This is a genomic window from Embleya sp. NPDC005575 (genome assembly GCF_040605455.1).
Classification (GTDB): Bacteria; Actinomycetota; Actinomycetes; order Streptomycetales; family Streptomycetaceae; genus Embleya.
Genome location: NZ_JBEXCV010000104.1, coordinates 17,529 through 33,280, shown reverse-complemented (window position 1 = coordinate 33,280; position 15,752 = coordinate 17,529). Strand labels below are relative to the sequence as shown.

Below are 15,752 nucleotides of genomic sequence, written 5' to 3'. Positions count from 1 at the left end.
GCGGCCGGGGCGGCGGCCGGAGCCGGGGCGGGCTCCTGAGCGGCAGGCGCGGCCGGAGCGGCGGGCGCGGCCTGGGCCGGCTCCGCCGGAGCAGCCGGAGCCTCCTGCGCCGGCGCGGCAGCCGGCGCCGCGGCACCGGTGCCGTCGTCGATCACGGCCAGCTCGGCGCCGACGTCGACCGTGTCGTCTTCCTGGGCCTTGATGGACACCAGAATGCCGGCGGCGGGGGAGGGGATCTCGGTGTCGACCTTGTCGGTCGAGACCTCGAGCAGGGGCTCGTCCAGCTCGACGCGCTCACCCTCCTGCTTGAGCCAGCGGGTGATGGTGCCCTCCTGCACGCTCTCGCCGAGCGCGGGCAGTGTTACGGAGACCGGCATGGGTCAATGACTCCTTCTCAACGCTTCAAGGCGTGTGTCTTGGATGACGGTTGCGCGATTGGGGGCGCGTCGTCAGTCGTGGACGTGCAGCGGCTTGCCCGCCAACGCGAGGTGGGCCTCGCCAAGCGCCTCGGACTGCGTCGGGTGCGGGTGGATGAGCTGGGCGACCTCGGCCGGCAGGGCCTCCCAGTTGTAGATCAGCTGGGCCTCCGAGGTCAGTTCACCCATGCGGGCGCCGACCATGTGGATGCCGACAACCGGGCCGTCCTTGACCGAGACGACCTTGACCTGGCCGGTCGTCTTGAGGATCTGACTCTTGCCGTTGCCACCGAGGCTGTAGCTGATCGTGGCGAGCTTGTCCGAGCCGTAGCGCTCGACCGCCTGCGCCTCGGTGAGGCCGACCGAGGCCACCTCCGGGTCGCAGTAGGTCACGCGCGGCACGCCCGCGTAGTCGATCGGCACCGGGTTGAGCCCGGCGATCCGCTCGGCGACCAGAATGCCCTCGCCGAAACCGACGTGGGCGAGTTGGAGGGTGGGGATGAGGTCGCCCACGGCCGAGATCGTCGGCACGTCGGTGGCGCAGTACTCGTCGACCAGGACGTAGCCGCGGTCCATCGCGACGCCGGCCTCCTCGTAGCCCAGGCCCGCCGAGACCGGGCCGCGACCGACGGCGACGAGCAGCAGCTCGGCCTCGATCTGCTTGCCGTTCTCCAGCGAGACCTTGACGCCCGCGTCGGTGTACTCGACACCGGCGAAGCGCGCACCGAGCTCGAACTTGATCCCGCGCCGGCGGAAGGCGCGCTCCAGGAGCTTGCTGCTCGCCTCGTCCTCCAGGGCCACCAGGTGCGGCAGCGCCTCGACGATGGTCACGTCCACACCGAAGGACTTCCAGGCACTGGCGAACTCGACGCCGATCACGCCGCCGCCCAGGACCACCGCGGACTGCGGGACCCGGTCGAGCACGAGCGCGTGGTCGCTGTTGATCACCCGGTTGCCGTCGATCTCCAGGCCCGGCAGCGACTTGGGCACGGAGCCGGTCGCGAGTACCACGTGTCGACCCTCGTAGCGCTGTCCGTTCACTTCGACCGCGGTCGGCGACACGAGCTTGCCGGCGCCCTCGACGACGGTGATGTTGCGGCTCTTGATCAGTCCGGTCAGGCCCTTGAACAGGCGCGAGATGACGCCGTCCTTGTAGGCGTGCACGGCCGCGATGTCGATACCGTCGAACGTCGACTTGACGCCGAACTGCTCGCTCTCACGGGTCTGGTCCGCGACCTCGCCCGCGTGAAGCAGCGCCTTGGTCGGGATGCAGCCGTTGTGCAGACACGTGCCGCCGAGCTTGCCCTTTTCGATGAGGACGACCCGCATACCGAGTTCGGCCGCGCGGAGGGCGCACGCATAGCCACCGCTCCCGCCTCCGAGAATGACTACATCGAAAACGGCTCCGGCGTCGTTCGCCACGTCACGTCCTCCTGTGATTGCGATGCCCACCCGCGCGGGACGCGGCGGGTAGCACCCCCTTCTTGTGGAAGGTCTCAAGTGCCGGTACAACATCCTCCCACTTGTCGGGAGCGACCGAGCACTCCGCCCCGGTGTTGCCTGTCCCACAAGGGCCGCGCCGAAATGGCGGATCGGGGGCACAACGTGTCGTTGCGGCTCGTTGTTCCGGCACGATCACGACCTCCGCGGCGGACCGACGCGGACGACATGCGCGTACGACAGGAAGGAAATCCCCGTGGGGCTGTTCCGACGTAAACGCGGTGCCGGCGCGGATGCGCCAGATCGCAGGCAGGCCGCCGCCGCGGCGGCGCACCTGAGCGAGTTCGCGCGCAGCCGCAAGGGAGTCGAGGCGTACATCGAACCGGTGACCGCGCTGAGCGGGACGACGGTGGTGTTCATCGCCGACACCGGCGAGTGGACCCGCCGTCGGGTCACCGACCCCGGTGCCGCACGCACGCTCGCGCGCAAGCTGGGCATCCCGGTGTACGAGGCCGCCCTGGTGGGTTACCCCACGCGCATGCGTGAGTGGACTCGCCGGCAGTCCGCCGCCGGATCCTGACCGATCCGGTCGAACCGCCCGCCCGGTTCGGGCGAACCACCTACCCGGGTCGAACCGCCGGCCCGGCCAGGGCGCCTGCGTGCCCCGGCCGAGCCGGACCGAACGGGTGCGGGTGGGCACCGGGAACCGGCCCGGTTCCCGGCCGCGACACCGGCCCGGGGGTCAGATCCGGTTGTCCGCCACGTCCTGCGCGACCTGGAGCAGCGAGCGCACGGCCACGCCGGTGCCGCCCTTGGGCCGGTAGCCGCCGGCCTCGCCCTCGTGGAACGCCGGACCGGCGATGTCCAGGTGCGCCCAGCTGACGCCGTCGGCCACGAACTCCTGGAGGAAGATGCCGGCGATCAGACCGCCGCCCATCCGCGAGTTGCCCATGTTCTTCAGGTCCGCGATCGGCGAGTCCATCTGCTTGCGCATGTCCGCCGGCAGCGGCATCGGCCAGGCCTGCTCGCCCACACGTGTCGCGGCGTCGTGGACGGCGTCACGGAAGGTGTCGTCGTTGGCCATGATCCCGTACATGTCGTTGCCCAGGGCGACCATCATCGCGCCGGTCAGCGTCGCGACGTCGATCAGCATCTGCGGCGACTCCTCGCACGCACGCGTGATCGCGTCGGCCAGGACCAGCCGGCCCTCGGCGTCGGTGTTGAGCACCTCGACGGTGCGGCCGCCGTACATCCGCAGCACGTCGCCGGGACGGGTCGCGGTGCCGGAGGGCATGTTCTCGGCCAGCGCGAGCCAGCCCGTCACGTTGACCTCCAGGCCCAGCCGGGCCACGGCCGCGACCGCGCCCAGGACGGCCGCCGCGCCGCCCATGTCCATCTTCATCGTCTCGTTGGAACCGGCCGGCTTGAGCGAGATGCCGCCCGAGTCGTAGGTGATGCCCTTGCCGACCAGCGCGATGGTGCGCTTGGCCTTGGCGTGCGTGTAGCCCAGCCGGACCAGGCGCGGCTTGTTGGCCGAGCCCTGGCCGACGCCCAGGATGCCGCCGAAGCCGCCCTTGGCGAGCGCCTTTTCGTCGAGCACCTCGACCTTGAAGCCGGCGTTCTTGCCGGTGTCCACCGCGATCGCGGCGAAGTCCTTCGGGTTCAGGTCGTTCGGCGGGGTGTTGACCAGGTCGCGGGCCTGGTTCACGCTCTGCGCGGTGATCCCGGCGCGCTCCACGGCGGCCTTGGCGGCCTTGTCCCGGCCCTTGATGCCCAGCAGCACGACGTCCTTGACCGCGTCCTTGCGGCCCTCGCGCGACGTCTCGCGGTAGGTCTCGAACGAGTACGCGCCGAGCAGCACGCCCTCCCCGAACGCACCCACCGCCTCCGCACCGGCCAGCGGCAGGGCCACGCCCGCCTTCTTGACGCCCGCGAGTGCCCGGGCCACAGTGCCGCCGGCACGCCGCAGCGTCTCGTGCGTGAAGCCGTCGGTGGGCTGCTCGCCGAGGCCGATCACCAGCACGAGCGGGGCCTTGGCCGCGCCGAAGGTCGGGACGCGGTGTAGTTCGCCCTCGGCGCCCGTGGCGTCGAGGGCGGACAGGGTGTCGGTGAGTCGGCCGTCCAACGCCGCGGCGATGCTTTCGCTGCCCGCGGCGAGAACGGCGCCGTCCTCGCCCTTGACGGAGCCGATCACGAGAACGTCGGCACGCAGGGAAAGGGCCGCGGTGGAGCCGATACTCAGTGTGGTCACGAGTGTCCTGTCTCTCATTTCTCGGGGGTGCCGAGTGCCCGCACGATCGGTGGGGCACCGACGCGGCGATCCTTGTTCGGGATGCCTCGTCGAGCGGTGACGAGCCGTATGGAAGATACGTTCGCGTCCAGCATTTCACGCCTTCCCGGCAAACGTCTCAGCCAGTGGACACGACCAGCAGCGCGACGCACCCCGAGATCTCCACCACGGCGCCCAGCACGTCGCCGGTGATCCCGCCGAATCGGCGGGTGGTGTGCCGCAACAGCAGGGCGCCGGCGCCGAGTCCGGCGCCCGCCGCGCCGAGCGCACGCAGTCCTTCGGCGGGGTCCCGGACCACGGCGTACAGCCCGGCGGCGGCGACCAGGACCAGCGACCAGGCGAGGAGCACGGCACGACCGACGGTGCCGGCGACCATCGCGCCGAGCCCGTCGGGCCGCGCCGAGGGCACCCCCGGGCCGCATGCGAGGGACAGCGCCGCGCGGCCGGTCACCGCGGCCAGCACCAGACCCGCGGCGGCCGGTCCCGAGCCGTGCTGCTGGAGCCGGACCAGTGCGCCGGTCTCGACCAACACCAGGAACAACAGGCTCAGTACACCGAAGGGGCCGATGTCGGACGCCTTCATGATCCGCAGCGCGTCCGGTGCGGGCTTGGCCGAACCGAGGCCGTCCGCGGTGTCGGCCAGGCCGTCCAGATGCAGCCCGCGGGTGAGCAGCGCCAGGGTGCCGACCGCGAGCGCCGCGGCGGTGAGCGCGCCGGTGCCGGCCCGGGCGGCGAGCGCCAGCACACCGGCCGCCAGGCCGCCCAGGACCAGACCGACCAGCGGCGCGCAGGCCATCGCCCGGCCCGCCGCCGGGCGGTCCACCCGATCGACCCGGACCGGGATCACCGACAGGATGCCGAATGCCAGACGCAGCCCGGCCGAGGCGGTACCCGAGCTCACGGGGCGGGGTGCACCCGGGCCACCAGGTCGACCGCGGCGCGCAGCACCGGCAGCGCCAGCAGTGCGCCGACCGCCTCGCCGCCCCTGACCCGGTAGTCCAGTACGGGTTCCAGGGCAAGCCGGTCCAGCGCCTTGACGTGGCCCGGCTCGGGGGTGACGTGGCCGGCCAGCCACCAGTCGGGGGAACGGTACGAGATCCGCTGCGCGACCAGTGCGGACGCGGCGGTGGCCACGTCGTCCAACAGCACCGGGGTGCGCCGGATCGAGCACTGGAGCAGGAACCCGGTCATCGCCGCGAAGTCGGCCCCGCCGGAGACGCCGAGCAGGCGCATCGGGTCGCCGAGCACCGGACGGGCCCGGCGCAGCGCGTCGCGGATGGTGGCGCACTTGCGGATCCAGGTCGCGTCGTCGATGCCGGAGCCGCGACCGATCACGGCCGCCGCGTCCATGCCGGTCAGCGCGCCGATCAGCACCGCCGCCGGGGTGGTCGCGGCGGCGCCCAGCGAGCCGAGCAGCAGCACGTCGGCGCCCGAGTCGATCTCCGCGTCGGCGGTGTCCATGCCGACCTGGAACGCCCGCTCGACCTCGCCGGGAGCAAGTGCGTCGGCGGTGTCCACGGGTGCGGAGGCGCGGCGGATCCGGTCCCGCGAGACATGCTCGGGGAAGGCGTCGGTTTCGGCGTCGACGGCGATGTCGACGATCCGGACCGGTGCGCCGACGGCCGCCGCGAACGTGGCCGCGGCCGAGGTGCCGTCGAGGCCGGCCCGCACCTCGCGCGCGGTCCAGCCCGGACGGCGCACCGACACGTCGTGGGCGGCGACGCCGTGGTCGGCGGCGAACAGCACCACGCGAGGGGCAGCGATGGGCGCGGTGGTCTTGCCGCCCTGGACCGAGGCGAACCAGATCGCGAGCTCTTCGAGTCGGCCGTAGGCGCTCGGCGCGCCCGTCACGGCGATGAGGTGTTCGCGCACGCGGGCGCGGGCGTCGTCGTCGGGGCGCTCCACCTGTGCGGCCAGGGAGTCGAGGTCGATTGTCACCTGGTCAGGGTAGTTGTGCACCCGAGCCGGCGGCGACGGGAGCTTCGGTCGCCTCGGCCGGGGCGCTGCGATCGCGTCTTGATGGGCTCGGGTTTGGTGTCGACCGCCCGCCCCGCCCATTGCCGTCATGTGGGGTGGCCACGGGTTCACCGCGGCGGGGCGGGGCGACCGCGGCCTCGTGGGTCGGCGGCTAGGAGGCCGCGTGCCTGGCGCGGCGGGGGAGGCTGCGGAGGGTGAGGACCTGGCCGGCGACGACCAGCAGCACCTCGTCGGATTCGCCGGCGATGGTGGCGTTGAGTCGGCCGAGTTCGTCGCGGAAGCGGCGGCCGGCCGAGGTCGGCGGTACCACGCCGCTGCCGACCTCGTTGCTGACACCGACCACCGGGACCCGGCAGGCCCGCCACGCTGCTGCCAACGCGGCGATGTCGGCCCGTACCGCCTCGCGCGCGCCCGCCGCCCACCGGGCGTCGTCCCACGCGCCGTGCGCGTCCATCACCGCGGTCAGCCACAACGACAGGCAGTCCACCAGGAGCGGCTGCCGGGCCTCGGCGAGCAGCCGGGTCAGCTCGACCGTCTCCGCGGTGCTCCAGGTGTCCGGGCGCCGATCGCGGTGCAGCGCGATCCGCTCGGCCCATTCGGGATCGCCCTCGCGGGTGCCGCCGGTGGCCACGTAGAGCACGTCCGGGCAGGCCGCCAGGCGCCGTTCGGCCTCCGCCGACTTGCCCGAGCGGGCGCCGCCCAGGACCAGCGTGCGATGCGGGCGCGGGGCGGGCGAGGCGTCCGCGCCGACTCGGACCAGGCCGCCGTCGGGCACCGCACGGGCCCCCCACGCGGCCAGCCGGCGGTGCAGTTCCTCGCCCGGTGGCGACTCGTGCGACAGGTGTATCGCGAGTACGTCGGTGTCCTCGGTGACCGCACCGTCGCGGCGCAGCGTGGCCAGCCGCTCCGGCCACGAGACCACGTCCAGGAGCACCACGTCGTAGTGCCCGCCCTCGCGCGTCCAGGCCCGGACCGCCTCGGCCTCGGGCGGCAGCGTCGAGGGCGGCGCGTACAACAGTCGCGTTCCGTCGGTGCCGGTGACCTCGTACGCGACACGCCCGGGCGTACCGCCGGGCAACACCCGTATGCGATGCCCGTCCAGGTCGAACGTGTCCTCCTCGGCCACCTGTCGCCAGTGCGGCCCGCCCGCCGAGGGCGCGGGCAGCCAGGTCGGCGGTCCGGACGGCGCGATCACCTCGGTCAGCCCGGCCGCGGGCAGCCAGGCCAGCGGCGCGGACTCGGCCGGACCGCTCAGGAGCAGGCGCCGCACCCCGGTCAGCGGGTGACCGGCCCGAGCGGCCGCGTGCGCGGGCTCGGGCCCGCAGTCGAGCAGCAGCGTGCCGTCGAGCAGCACGCACGCGGGTCCGCGCACCACAGGACCGGTGCACCCCAGACAGGAGGCACAGGTGCAGAACGGCTGGGGCCAGCCCCTGGGACCGGCCGTGCCGAGCAGCGTCAGCTCCATGGGTGTCGTCGTGCTCCTGGCTATGAGGTGGTCGGGCTTGATCTACTGGGCAGGTCTTATGACGGTCCGAGATCCCGAGGTGAGGAGCCCGACATGTCGTGGGTGTGGCGGTATGAGGACGCGGACGGTGCCCCGGTCGACGGACCGCAGGCGGAGGACTTCACGAATCAGTCGGACGCGGAGAGCTGGCTCGGCGAGACCTGGAAGGACCTGCTCGCGGCCGGCATCGAACAGGTGAGCCTGCTCGAGGACGATGCCGTCGTGTACGAGCACATGAGCCTGCGCGCTGCCGAGGGCTGATCCCTCCCGCGAACGAGCATGCGAGAGGCGCGGCCGAGGCCGCGCCTCTCATCATCTCAAGCGACCGCTACGGGCGCGTCGTCGGGCTCAGGGTGAGCGCCGGGTCCCGGCTGACCACCGGGTCCAGGATCACGTCGATCTTGGTCAACAGCCCCTCGTCGAGCGTGACGCCGGCCGCCTTGACGTTCTCGTGCACCTGCTCCGGACGGGACGCGCCGATGATCGCCGCCGACACGTTCGGGTTCTGCAGCACCCACGCGACGGCGAGCTGGGCGAGCGAGAGCCCGGCCTCGTCGGCCAGCGGGCGCAACTGCTGCACCCGGGTGAGCACGTCGTCGGTGAGCATCCGGGACACGAAGTCCTGGCCGCCCTTGTCGTCGGTGGCGCGCGATCCGGCGGGCGGCGGCTGCCCCGGCAGGTACTTGCCGGTGAGCACGCCCTGCGCGATCGGCGACCAGACGATCTGGCCCAGTCCCAGTTCCTCGGAGGTCGGCACCACCTCGGCCTCGATCACCCGCCACAACATCGAGTACTGCGGCTGGTTGGAGATCAGCGGCACCCGCAGCTCGCGGGCGAGTTCGGCGCCCGCGCGAATCTGCTCGGCGTTCCACTCGGAGACACCGATGTACAGCGCCTTGCCCGAGCGAACCACGTCGGCGAAGGCCGACATGGTCTCTTCCAGCGGCGTCGCGTAGTCGAAGCGGTGCGCCTGGTAGAGGTCCACGTAGTCGGTGCCGAGGCGGGACAGCGAACCGTCGATCGACTCCATGATGTGCTTGCGCGACAGACCCCGGTCGTTGCGACCGGGGCCGGTGGGCCAGTAGACCTTGGTGAAGATCTCCAGGCCCTCGCGGCGCTCGCCCTTCAGCGCCCGACCCAGCACCGATTCCGCACGCGTCTCCGCGTACACGTCGGCGGTGTCGAACGTGGTGATCCCGCAGTCGAGCGCGGCCCGCACGCATGCGAGCGCCGCGTCCTCTTCCACCTGGGAGCCGTGGGTGAGCCAGTTGCCGTAGGCGATCTCGCTGATCTCGAGACCGCTGCGGCCGAGGTGTCGGAATTCCATGCGAACACCCTATGTCGGCCCCACACGGCGACGGCCGCACCACCGCCCCCAGCACTCACACCGGTATCCCGGCGCACCGTGCTCTCGGTGACCGTTGGTCAGCGCACCGTCTTCTCGGCGACCAGGTGCAGCACCGGCGCGATCAGCCGGTACGGATCGCGGCGGGACGCGTCCTCCTCGCAGGCGAGCAGGTTTGTCCACGCCTTCTGGCCGCGCGGCGGCTCGGCGTCGTCCGGCTGGAGACCGCTGAAGACGCCCACCCCGTACCAGTCCAGCACCGGTGCGCCCAGGTCCGCGAGCACCGTGCACAGGCCGTCGACGGTGTCCGCGCGCAACGTGCCGCCGGCCGGGTTGGGGTACGTGGTCGCGGACAGGCCCTTGAGCGTCGCGGTCCACTGAGCCGCGGCGCCCGCGCGCATCGCCAGCGAGCCGGCGTTGCGCGAGGTGACCGAGATCAGACCGCCCTGGGTCATCATCCGGGCCAACGCGGCAAGCATGCCGTCCGGCTCGGGCTGGGCCTCCAGCACGTCGTGGCAGATGGCCAGATCGAAGCTGCCCGGCGGGAAGTGCCGGCCGGCCTCCGCGCCGTCGCCCTCGACCAGGCGCATCCGTCCCTGGACGTCGGCGCTCTCGTGGACCAGGTCCTCGTGCAGCTTGGTGAGCACCTCGGTGTCGGTGTTCACCGACGTGACGATGTGCCCGGCGCGGGCGAGCAGTATGCCGGGCGAGGCCGGTCCGCAGCCGACGTCCAGCACCCGCAGCGGGCCCCGGTCGCGCAGTCGCGTCATGTGCTCGGCCAATTGGCGGGCCACCAATTCGCGACGGACCTGGGTGTGCAGGTCGCCGGTCAACCCGGTGATCGTGGTCATGTGACCTTCTCGCCTCGCTTGACCTGCGGCTTGGGCAGTCGCAGCCGACGGAGCTGGAGACAGCGCATCAGCGCGTAGCGCGTGACGCCCTTGAGGTTCTCCTTGGGGAACTTCGCCCGCAACGCCTTCTTCAAGCCCAGGTTGACCCGAATGGAGTCCAGGATGATCAGCAGGATCACCGCGATCCACAGGAAGAGCGAGAAGTTCTTCACCGCGAGGCTGGGCAGGATGCTCAGGATCAGGATGATCACGGCCGAGGGCAGGAAGAACTCGCCGACCGTGTAGCGCGCGTCGACGTAGTCGCGCGCGAACCGGCGCAGCGGCCCCCGGTCCCGAGCCGGCAGCGCCCGCTCGTCGCCGGTCAACAGCGCCTGGCGCTGCGCCTCGCGCTCATCGCGCATCCGCATCCGGGCCTGCTTGCGGGCCTGCTTCGGGTCCTTGGCGACGGACACCTTGGTCTTGCGGTTGGCCTGGGCGTCGCTGCGCTTGGGCGTCGGGCGGCCCTTGGGGGCCTGGGGGTCACGGACGGCCTGCGAACCCTGGGCACGCTCCAGGGACTGCTCGGCGGTCTCGGGCTCTGCTTGGGAACGTCGTCGGAACACTCTCAAAGCCTACGTGTTGGAGCCGGCCGACATTTCAAGGCTCCCCGGATCCGGTGCGAGGTGGATGCGGAACTCTCACGGGCGGGAACACGTCAAGTGAGGCAAAGCCCTGCTGCCACAAGGTCGCTTGGGCATTTAGGCTTCAGGGAGCAGCACGGGTTGCCTACGAAGGGGGCACGCGAGGCCCATGAGCGGTGTAATGAAGCGAATGGCGATGATCTTCCGCGCGAAGGCCAACAAGGCCCTCGACAAGGCCGAGGATCCACGCGAGATGCTCGACTACTCGTACCAGAAGCAACTTGAGCTGTTGCAGAAGGTGCGCCGGGGCGTGGCCGATGTGGCGACCTCCCGCAAGCGGCTCGAATTGCAGATGACCGGTCTGCAGCAGCAGTCGGGCAAGCTCGAGGACCAGGGCCGCAAGGCGCTGGCCCTCGGTCGCGAGGATCTGGCCCGCGAGGCGCTCATGCGCCGCTCGGGTGTGCAGCAGCAGATCTCGGACCTCGGCAACCAGCACCAGAACCTCCAGGCGGAGGAGGAGAAGCTCGTCCTGGCCTCGCAGCGACTGCAGGCCAAGGTGGACGCGTTCCGTACCCGCAAGGAGACGATCAAGGCGACCTACACGGCCGCCGAGGCCCAGGCGCGGATCGGTGGCGCGGTCGCCGGCATCTCCGAGGAGATGGGCGACGTCGGGCTCGCGATCCAGCGGGCCGAGGACAAGACCGCGCAGATGCAGGCCCGGGCGGGCGCGATCGACGAGCTGCTCGCTTCGGGCGCGCTCGACGACCCGACCGGGATGGCGAAGGACGACATCACCGCGGAGCTGGAGCGTTTGTCCAGCACGTCGGACGTGGAACTGGAGCTGGAGCGGATGAAGGCCGAGCTCTCCGGTGGCACCCCGCCGCCGGCGATCGGCCCCGGACAGCCCCGGCCGCGTTTCGACAAGCAGGGAGACGGCACATGATCGTGCGGATCGTGGGTGAGGGCCAGCTCGACGTCGCGGCGGAGCACTTGGATGTGCTCAACCGGGTCGACGACGAGCTTCAGGCCGCGATCGAGGGCGGCGGCGACGCCGCCTTCCGCGCGGCGTTGACAGCGCTCCTGTCCAAGGTCCGCGAGGTCGGCACCGCGGTGCCGGATGACGAGATCGTGCCCTCCGACCTGCTGTTGCCGGCCGAGGACGCACATGTGGACGAGGTCAGGAAGATGCTGAGCGCGGACGGTCTGATCCCGGGCTGACGCGACTACCGCTCCTTCGTGCTGCGTGTGGGCGGTGTGCCCCGGGAGCTTCCCGAGGCACACCGCCCGCTCACGTGTTACGGCAGGGCCAGCATGCGGTCGAGCGCGACCTTGGCAAACTTCTCGGTCTCCGCGTCCACCCGGATCCGGTTGACCACGTTGCCCTCGGCCAGCGACTCCAGCGTCCACACCAGGTGCGGCAGGTCGATCCGATTCATCGTCGAGCAGAAGCACACCGTCTTGTCCAGGAAGACGACCTGCTTGTCGGGATGCGCCGCAGCCACCCGGCGGACCAGGTTGAGTTCGGTGCCGATCGCCCACGCCGAACCCGGCTCGGCCGTGTCCAGCGTGTTGATGATGTATTCGGTCGAGCCGACGTAGTCGGCCGCGGTGACCACCTCGTGCCGGCATTCCGGGTGCACGAGCACGTTGACCCCGGGGATCCGGGCGCGCACCTCCTCCACGGAGCTCACGTCGAACCGCCCGTGCACCGAGCAGTGTCCGCGCCACAGAATCATCTTCGCCGCGCGCAGCTGCTCGCGGGTGAGGCCGCCGTTGGGCTTGTGCGGGTTGTACAGCACGCAGTCGTCCGGGCTCAGCCCCATCTCCAGCACAGCGGTGTTGCGGCCCAGGTGCTGGTCGGGCAGGAACAGCACCTTCTCGCCCTGCTCGAAGGCCCAGTCCAGGGCCCGCTTGGCGTTGGAGGACGTGCATATCGTGCCGCCGTTGCGGCCGGTGAACGCCTTGATGTCGGCCGACGAGTTCATGTACGAGACCGGCACGGTGACATCCGCGATGCCCGCGTCGGCGAGCACGTCCCAGCATTCCTCGACCTGCTCCGAGGTGGCCATGTCGGCCATCGAGCAGCCCGCCGCCAGGTCCGGCAGGATCACCTGCTGCTCGTCGGAGGTCAGGATGTCGGCGCTCTCGGCCATGAAGTGCACACCGCAGAAGACGATGTACGGCGCGTCCGGACGGGCCGCCGCCTCGCGTGCGAGCTTGAACGAGTCGCCGGTCACGTCGGCGAATTCGATCACCTCGTCGCGCTGGTAGTGGTGGCCCAGGATGAACACCTTGTCGCCGAGCCGCTCCTTCGCCGCACGGGCCCGGGCCACCAGGTCCGGGTCGGAGGGCGAGGGCAGGTCACCGGGACACTCGACGCCCCGTTCGCTGCGCGGGTCGGCGGCGCGCCCGAGCATCAGCAGCGCGAGCGGCGTCGGCTGCACCCCGGGCGGCAGGTCCAGATCGTGTGTCGCGGTCACGGCGCGCACCTCTTCTCGTCTAATTGACACTAACAATCCTATCCTGTTCGTGTCAGGTTGACGAGAGCGGGGGTGTGCGACCATGAGTAAAACGCGAGGGCCCGAAGCATGATGTGGGAATAGGGCCGAGCCGCCGTCGGTTGCCGAGGGTGGAAGTGGCGTACGAATGACGAACCACCACGTGGGAGCTTGCAGATGACTGTCCAGGACGAGACCACCAAGACCGGTGGCATCCTCCTCAGCGATGAGGCGGCGGCCAAGGTCAAGACTCTGCTGGAGCAAGAGGGTCGCGACGATCTCGCGTTGCGCGTGGCCGTCCAGCCCGGCGGTTGTTCCGGCATGCGGTACCAGCTGTTCTTCGACGAGCGTTCGCTCGACGGCGACGTCGTGGCCGACTTCAACGGTGTCTCGGTCGTCACGGACCGGATGAGCTCGCCGTATCTGAGCGGCGCCACGATCGACTTCGTGGACACGATCGAGAAGCAGGGCTTCACGATCGACAACCCGAACGCGGCCGGCTCGTGCGCCTGCGGTGACTCGTTCCACTGATTCGCCGCCTCGCCCCCCGCTGAACTCGGACGCCGCGTCGACCCGCAAGGGTCGGCGCGGCGTCGTCGCGTGCGGGTCCGGTCAGCCGGCCGAGAAGGGGTTGCCGCCCGGCGTGATGCGCGCGCCGGTGTCGGCGTCGACGAGCGTGCGCGCACCCAGCGATGTGGGAAGGGTCACGTTCGCCTTGTTCTCCACAGCCATGTCCGTGCACATGTCGGCGGTGGGAGTGACCTCCACGCGGATGGCGATCTGTGTCGCCGACTCGCTCGCGACCACGAGGCGGTCGGTCTCGCACTGACCGCCCCACAGCCAGGCGGTCAGCGTGCGGCCGTCCGGGTCCACCGCGTAGCGGCTGAACCGGGTGTTGTGCTGGGCCGGGTAATAGGTGTGCGGGGTGCCCGCGGGCAGGTTGGGCGAGGATGTCGAGGTGTCCGGGCCGGCGGCGTTCGCGGAGGCGGGCGCGCCCGGTCGGGTCGGTACGGCTGCCCCGCCCGGGGCGACGGGCTCGATCGACGCGCCGGCGCCGGGGTCGGCGGTGGTCGTGCGGGGCGATTTCTCGTTGCCGAGCACCGCCCAGGTGCCGCCGCCGATGCCGAGTACCGCAACGATCGCGAGCCCGACGATCAACGGCCGCCGGCGCGCGGTGGGTTCGGGTCGAATTCCTTCGTCGTGCTCACCGTGGGTACGCATGACGATTCGACGCGGGTCGAGCCGGTGCGGTTCCCCCGAGCGGTGGTCAGTCGCCGTACTCGGACATGCCCGCGACCAGCGTCGCGCCGTGCGCGGGGACATCGGTGGCGGGGGCGTGCGAACCGACGGGCGCGGTCTTCGCGGGCGTGCGCTCCGGGCCCGGCGTGGTCCACGACGCGTCGATGTGACGGCAGTCACCGCGCAGGTCGGCGAGCGTCTCGGGCTCGGCCTGGGACGGCATCACGGGCATCGGGGACATTTCATGACTCCTTGCGATGGGGATCTTCAGCGTAAGTCGCACGGAGCGTGACGGCACGGTCTACCGACCGGTAGTTTTCGACGGGGTGCCCGACCGAGGTGGGATAACGTGTGCGAGTTTTCCCCTTCTCGTACTCCCCGTACGCCACTCTCCCCGTCCTCCACATAGGAGACACGCGCCATGCGCATTGCCGTGACCGGGTCGATCGCCACCGACCACCTCATGACGTTTCCGGGTCGGTTCTCCGACCAGCTCGTCTCGGACAAGCTGCACGTGGTCTCGCTGTCCTTCCTCGTCGACAAGCTGGACATCCGGCGTGGCGGCGTCGCGCCGAACATCTGCTTCGGGATGGGGTGTCTGGGGCTGTCGCCGATCCTGGTCGGCGCCGCCGGGGCGGACTTCGTCGACTACCGTTCGTGGTTGGATCGCCACCATGTGGACACCGAGTCCGTGCACATCTCGCCGACCCATCACACCGCCCGGTTCGTGTGCACGACCGACGAGGAGCACAACCAGATCGCGTCCTTCTATACCGGCGCGATGAGCGAGGCCCGCGAGATCGAACTGCGGCCGGTGGCCGATCGGGTCGGCGGCCTGGATCTCGTTGTGATCGGCGCGAACGACCCCGAGGCGATGTTGCGGCACAGCGACGAGTGCCGCGAGCGCGGCTACCCGTTCGCGGCCGACCCCTCGCAGCAGCTCGCCCGGATGGAGGGGGAGGACATTCGTCGGCTCATCGACGGCGCCACGTATCTGCTCACCAACGAGTACGAGAGCGCGCTGATCGTGCAGAAGAGCGGCTGGTCCGAGGCCGACATCCTGAAGAAGGTCGGCGTCCGGGTCACCACGCTGGGGTCGCGTGGGGTCAAGGTCGAGCAGGCGGGCGAGGAGACCATCGTGGTGCCCTGTCCCGCGGAGGACGCCAAGGTCGATCCGACGGGTGTGGGTGACGGGTTCCGGGCCGGGTTCTTGTCCGGGATCTCGTGGGGGTTGTCGCTGGAGCGGTCGGCGCAGGTCGGCAACATGGTGGCGACGCTGGTCATCGAGACGGTCGGGACGCAGGAGTATTCGTTGCGGCGGGCCTCGTTCCTGGGGCGGTTCGCGAAGGCCTACGGCGATGTTGCGGCCGCAGAGGTGTCGGCGCACTTGGCTTCCTGACGCGGCTCGGCTTCCGCCTTCGCTTGGCCTCAAGCGCCGGCCGGGCTGTTTCGCCTCAAGCGCCGGCGGGGCTGGTTGGCCTCAAGCGCCGGCCGGGCTGTTTCGCCTCAAGCGCCGGCGGGGCTGTTTCGCCTCAAGCGCCGGCCGGGCTGGTTGGCCTCAAGCGCCGGTTG

18 protein-coding genes are annotated in these 15,752 nt (G+C 71.0%); 6 read left to right on the top strand and 12 right to left on the bottom strand.

What is annotated here, in order from left to right:
• A partial coding sequence (locus ABZS54_RS28900) for a biotin/lipoyl-containing protein (protein ID WP_355542304.1) occupies positions 1 to 377 on the bottom strand: 377 nt, incomplete at its 3' end.
• 72 nt (positions 378 to 449) lie between these two features.
• Positions 450 to 1,838, bottom strand: coding sequence for a dihydrolipoyl dehydrogenase (lpdA, locus tag ABZS54_RS28895; RefSeq protein ID WP_355542301.1), 1,389 nt, complete (start codon positions 1,836 to 1,838; stop codon positions 450 to 452).
• A gap of 274 nt (positions 1,839 to 2,112) precedes the next feature.
• Between lpdA and ABZS54_RS28890 the strand changes: the two genes are divergently transcribed.
• Positions 2,113 to 2,436 (top strand): hypothetical protein, encoded by a 324-nt coding sequence (locus ABZS54_RS28890; protein ID WP_355542298.1) that lies wholly within the window; start codon positions 2,113 to 2,115, stop codon positions 2,434 to 2,436.
• A 162-nt stretch (positions 2,437 to 2,598) separates the two neighbouring features.
• Here the strand turns inward: ABZS54_RS28890 and ABZS54_RS28885 are convergent, their stop codons facing one another.
• From ABZS54_RS28885 to ABZS54_RS28870, 4 genes are all read right to left on the bottom strand, one after another.
• Entirely contained in the window at positions 2,599 to 4,107 is a 1,509-nt protein-coding gene (locus tag ABZS54_RS28885; protein ID WP_355542295.1) for a leucyl aminopeptidase, read from the bottom strand.
• 157 nt (positions 4,108 to 4,264) lie between these two features.
• Entirely contained in the window at positions 4,265 to 5,047 is a 783-nt protein-coding gene (locus ABZS54_RS28880) for an adenosylcobinamide-GDP ribazoletransferase (RefSeq protein WP_355542292.1), read from the bottom strand.
• Complete coding sequence (locus ABZS54_RS28875) at positions 5,044 to 6,084, bottom strand: nicotinate-nucleotide--dimethylbenzimidazole phosphoribosyltransferase (protein WP_355542290.1); 1,041 nt, start codon at positions 6,082 to 6,084, stop codon at positions 5,044 to 5,046. The genes ABZS54_RS28880 and ABZS54_RS28875 overlap by 4 nt, the downstream gene beginning before the upstream one ends.
• Before the next feature lie 190 nt (positions 6,085 to 6,274).
• Positions 6,275 to 7,588: a bifunctional adenosylcobinamide kinase/adenosylcobinamide-phosphate guanylyltransferase gene (locus tag ABZS54_RS28870; protein ID WP_355542288.1), complete on the bottom strand. Its 1,314-nt coding sequence runs from the start codon at positions 7,586 to 7,588 to the stop codon at positions 6,275 to 6,277.
• A gap of 93 nt (positions 7,589 to 7,681) precedes the next feature.
• Here ABZS54_RS28870 and ABZS54_RS28865 point away from each other — a divergent pair, with 93 nt between their 5' ends.
• Positions 7,682 to 7,888, top strand: coding sequence for a hypothetical protein (locus ABZS54_RS28865; protein ID WP_355542286.1), 207 nt, complete (start codon positions 7,682 to 7,684; stop codon positions 7,886 to 7,888).
• 67 nt (positions 7,889 to 7,955) lie between these two features.
• Here the strand turns inward: ABZS54_RS28865 and ABZS54_RS28860 are convergent, their stop codons facing one another.
• The 3 genes from ABZS54_RS28860 to ABZS54_RS28850 form a co-directional block, all read right to left on the bottom strand.
• A complete protein-coding gene (locus ABZS54_RS28860) occupies positions 7,956 to 8,954 on the bottom strand; it encodes an aldo/keto reductase family protein (RefSeq protein WP_355542284.1) in 999 nt (332 codons plus the stop codon).
• A 98-nt stretch (positions 8,955 to 9,052) separates the two neighbouring features.
• Positions 9,053 to 9,823, bottom strand: a complete 771-nt coding sequence (locus ABZS54_RS28855; protein WP_355542282.1) for a methyltransferase domain-containing protein — start codon at positions 9,821 to 9,823, stop codon at positions 9,053 to 9,055.
• Positions 9,820 to 10,425 carry a DUF3043 domain-containing protein gene (locus ABZS54_RS28850; protein ID WP_355542279.1) on the bottom strand — a complete coding sequence of 202 codons (606 nt, stop codon included), beginning with the start codon at positions 10,423 to 10,425 and terminating at the stop codon, positions 9,820 to 9,822. Before ABZS54_RS28850 ends, ABZS54_RS28855 begins: the two co-directional genes overlap by 4 nt.
• Before the next feature lie 187 nt (positions 10,426 to 10,612).
• Between ABZS54_RS28850 and ABZS54_RS28845 the strand changes: the two genes are divergently transcribed.
• On the top strand, positions 10,613 to 11,386 hold the full coding sequence (locus ABZS54_RS28845) for a PspA/IM30 family protein (protein ID WP_355542276.1): 774 nt from the start codon (positions 10,613 to 10,615) through the stop codon (positions 11,384 to 11,386).
• Positions 11,383 to 11,661: a hypothetical protein gene (locus tag ABZS54_RS28840; protein ID WP_355542273.1), complete on the top strand. Its 279-nt coding sequence runs from the start codon at positions 11,383 to 11,385 to the stop codon at positions 11,659 to 11,661. Before ABZS54_RS28845 ends, ABZS54_RS28840 begins: the two co-directional genes overlap by 4 nt.
• Before the next feature lie 77 nt (positions 11,662 to 11,738).
• On the opposite strand, the gene nadA is transcribed toward ABZS54_RS28840, so the two are convergent.
• Complete coding sequence (nadA, locus tag ABZS54_RS28835) at positions 11,739 to 12,932, bottom strand: quinolinate synthase NadA (protein WP_355542310.1); 1,194 nt, start codon at positions 12,930 to 12,932, stop codon at positions 11,739 to 11,741.
• Between the two features lie 186 nt (positions 12,933 to 13,118).
• Here nadA and ABZS54_RS28830 point away from each other — a divergent pair, with 186 nt between their 5' ends.
• Positions 13,119 to 13,472 (top strand): iron-sulfur cluster assembly accessory protein, encoded by a 354-nt coding sequence (locus tag ABZS54_RS28830; RefSeq protein WP_020553010.1) that lies wholly within the window; start codon positions 13,119 to 13,121, stop codon positions 13,470 to 13,472.
• A gap of 81 nt (positions 13,473 to 13,553) precedes the next feature.
• On the opposite strand, the gene ABZS54_RS28825 is transcribed toward ABZS54_RS28830, so the two are convergent.
• Together ABZS54_RS28825 and ABZS54_RS28820 are read right to left on the bottom strand one after the other, a co-directional pair.
• Entirely contained in the window at positions 13,554 to 14,162 is a 609-nt protein-coding gene (locus ABZS54_RS28825; protein ID WP_355542270.1) for a hypothetical protein, read from the bottom strand.
• Positions 14,163 to 14,208: 46 nt separating this feature from the next.
• Positions 14,209 to 14,421 carry a hypothetical protein gene (locus tag ABZS54_RS28820; protein WP_355542267.1) on the bottom strand — a complete coding sequence of 71 codons (213 nt, stop codon included), beginning with the start codon at positions 14,419 to 14,421 and terminating at the stop codon, positions 14,209 to 14,211.
• A 180-nt stretch (positions 14,422 to 14,601) separates the two neighbouring features.
• On the opposite strand from ABZS54_RS28820, the gene ABZS54_RS28815 reads away from it, so the two are divergent.
• Positions 14,602 to 15,579, top strand: coding sequence for a carbohydrate kinase family protein (locus tag ABZS54_RS28815; protein ID WP_355542264.1), 978 nt, complete (start codon positions 14,602 to 14,604; stop codon positions 15,577 to 15,579).
• Positions 15,580 to 15,752 lie beyond the last annotated feature (173 nt).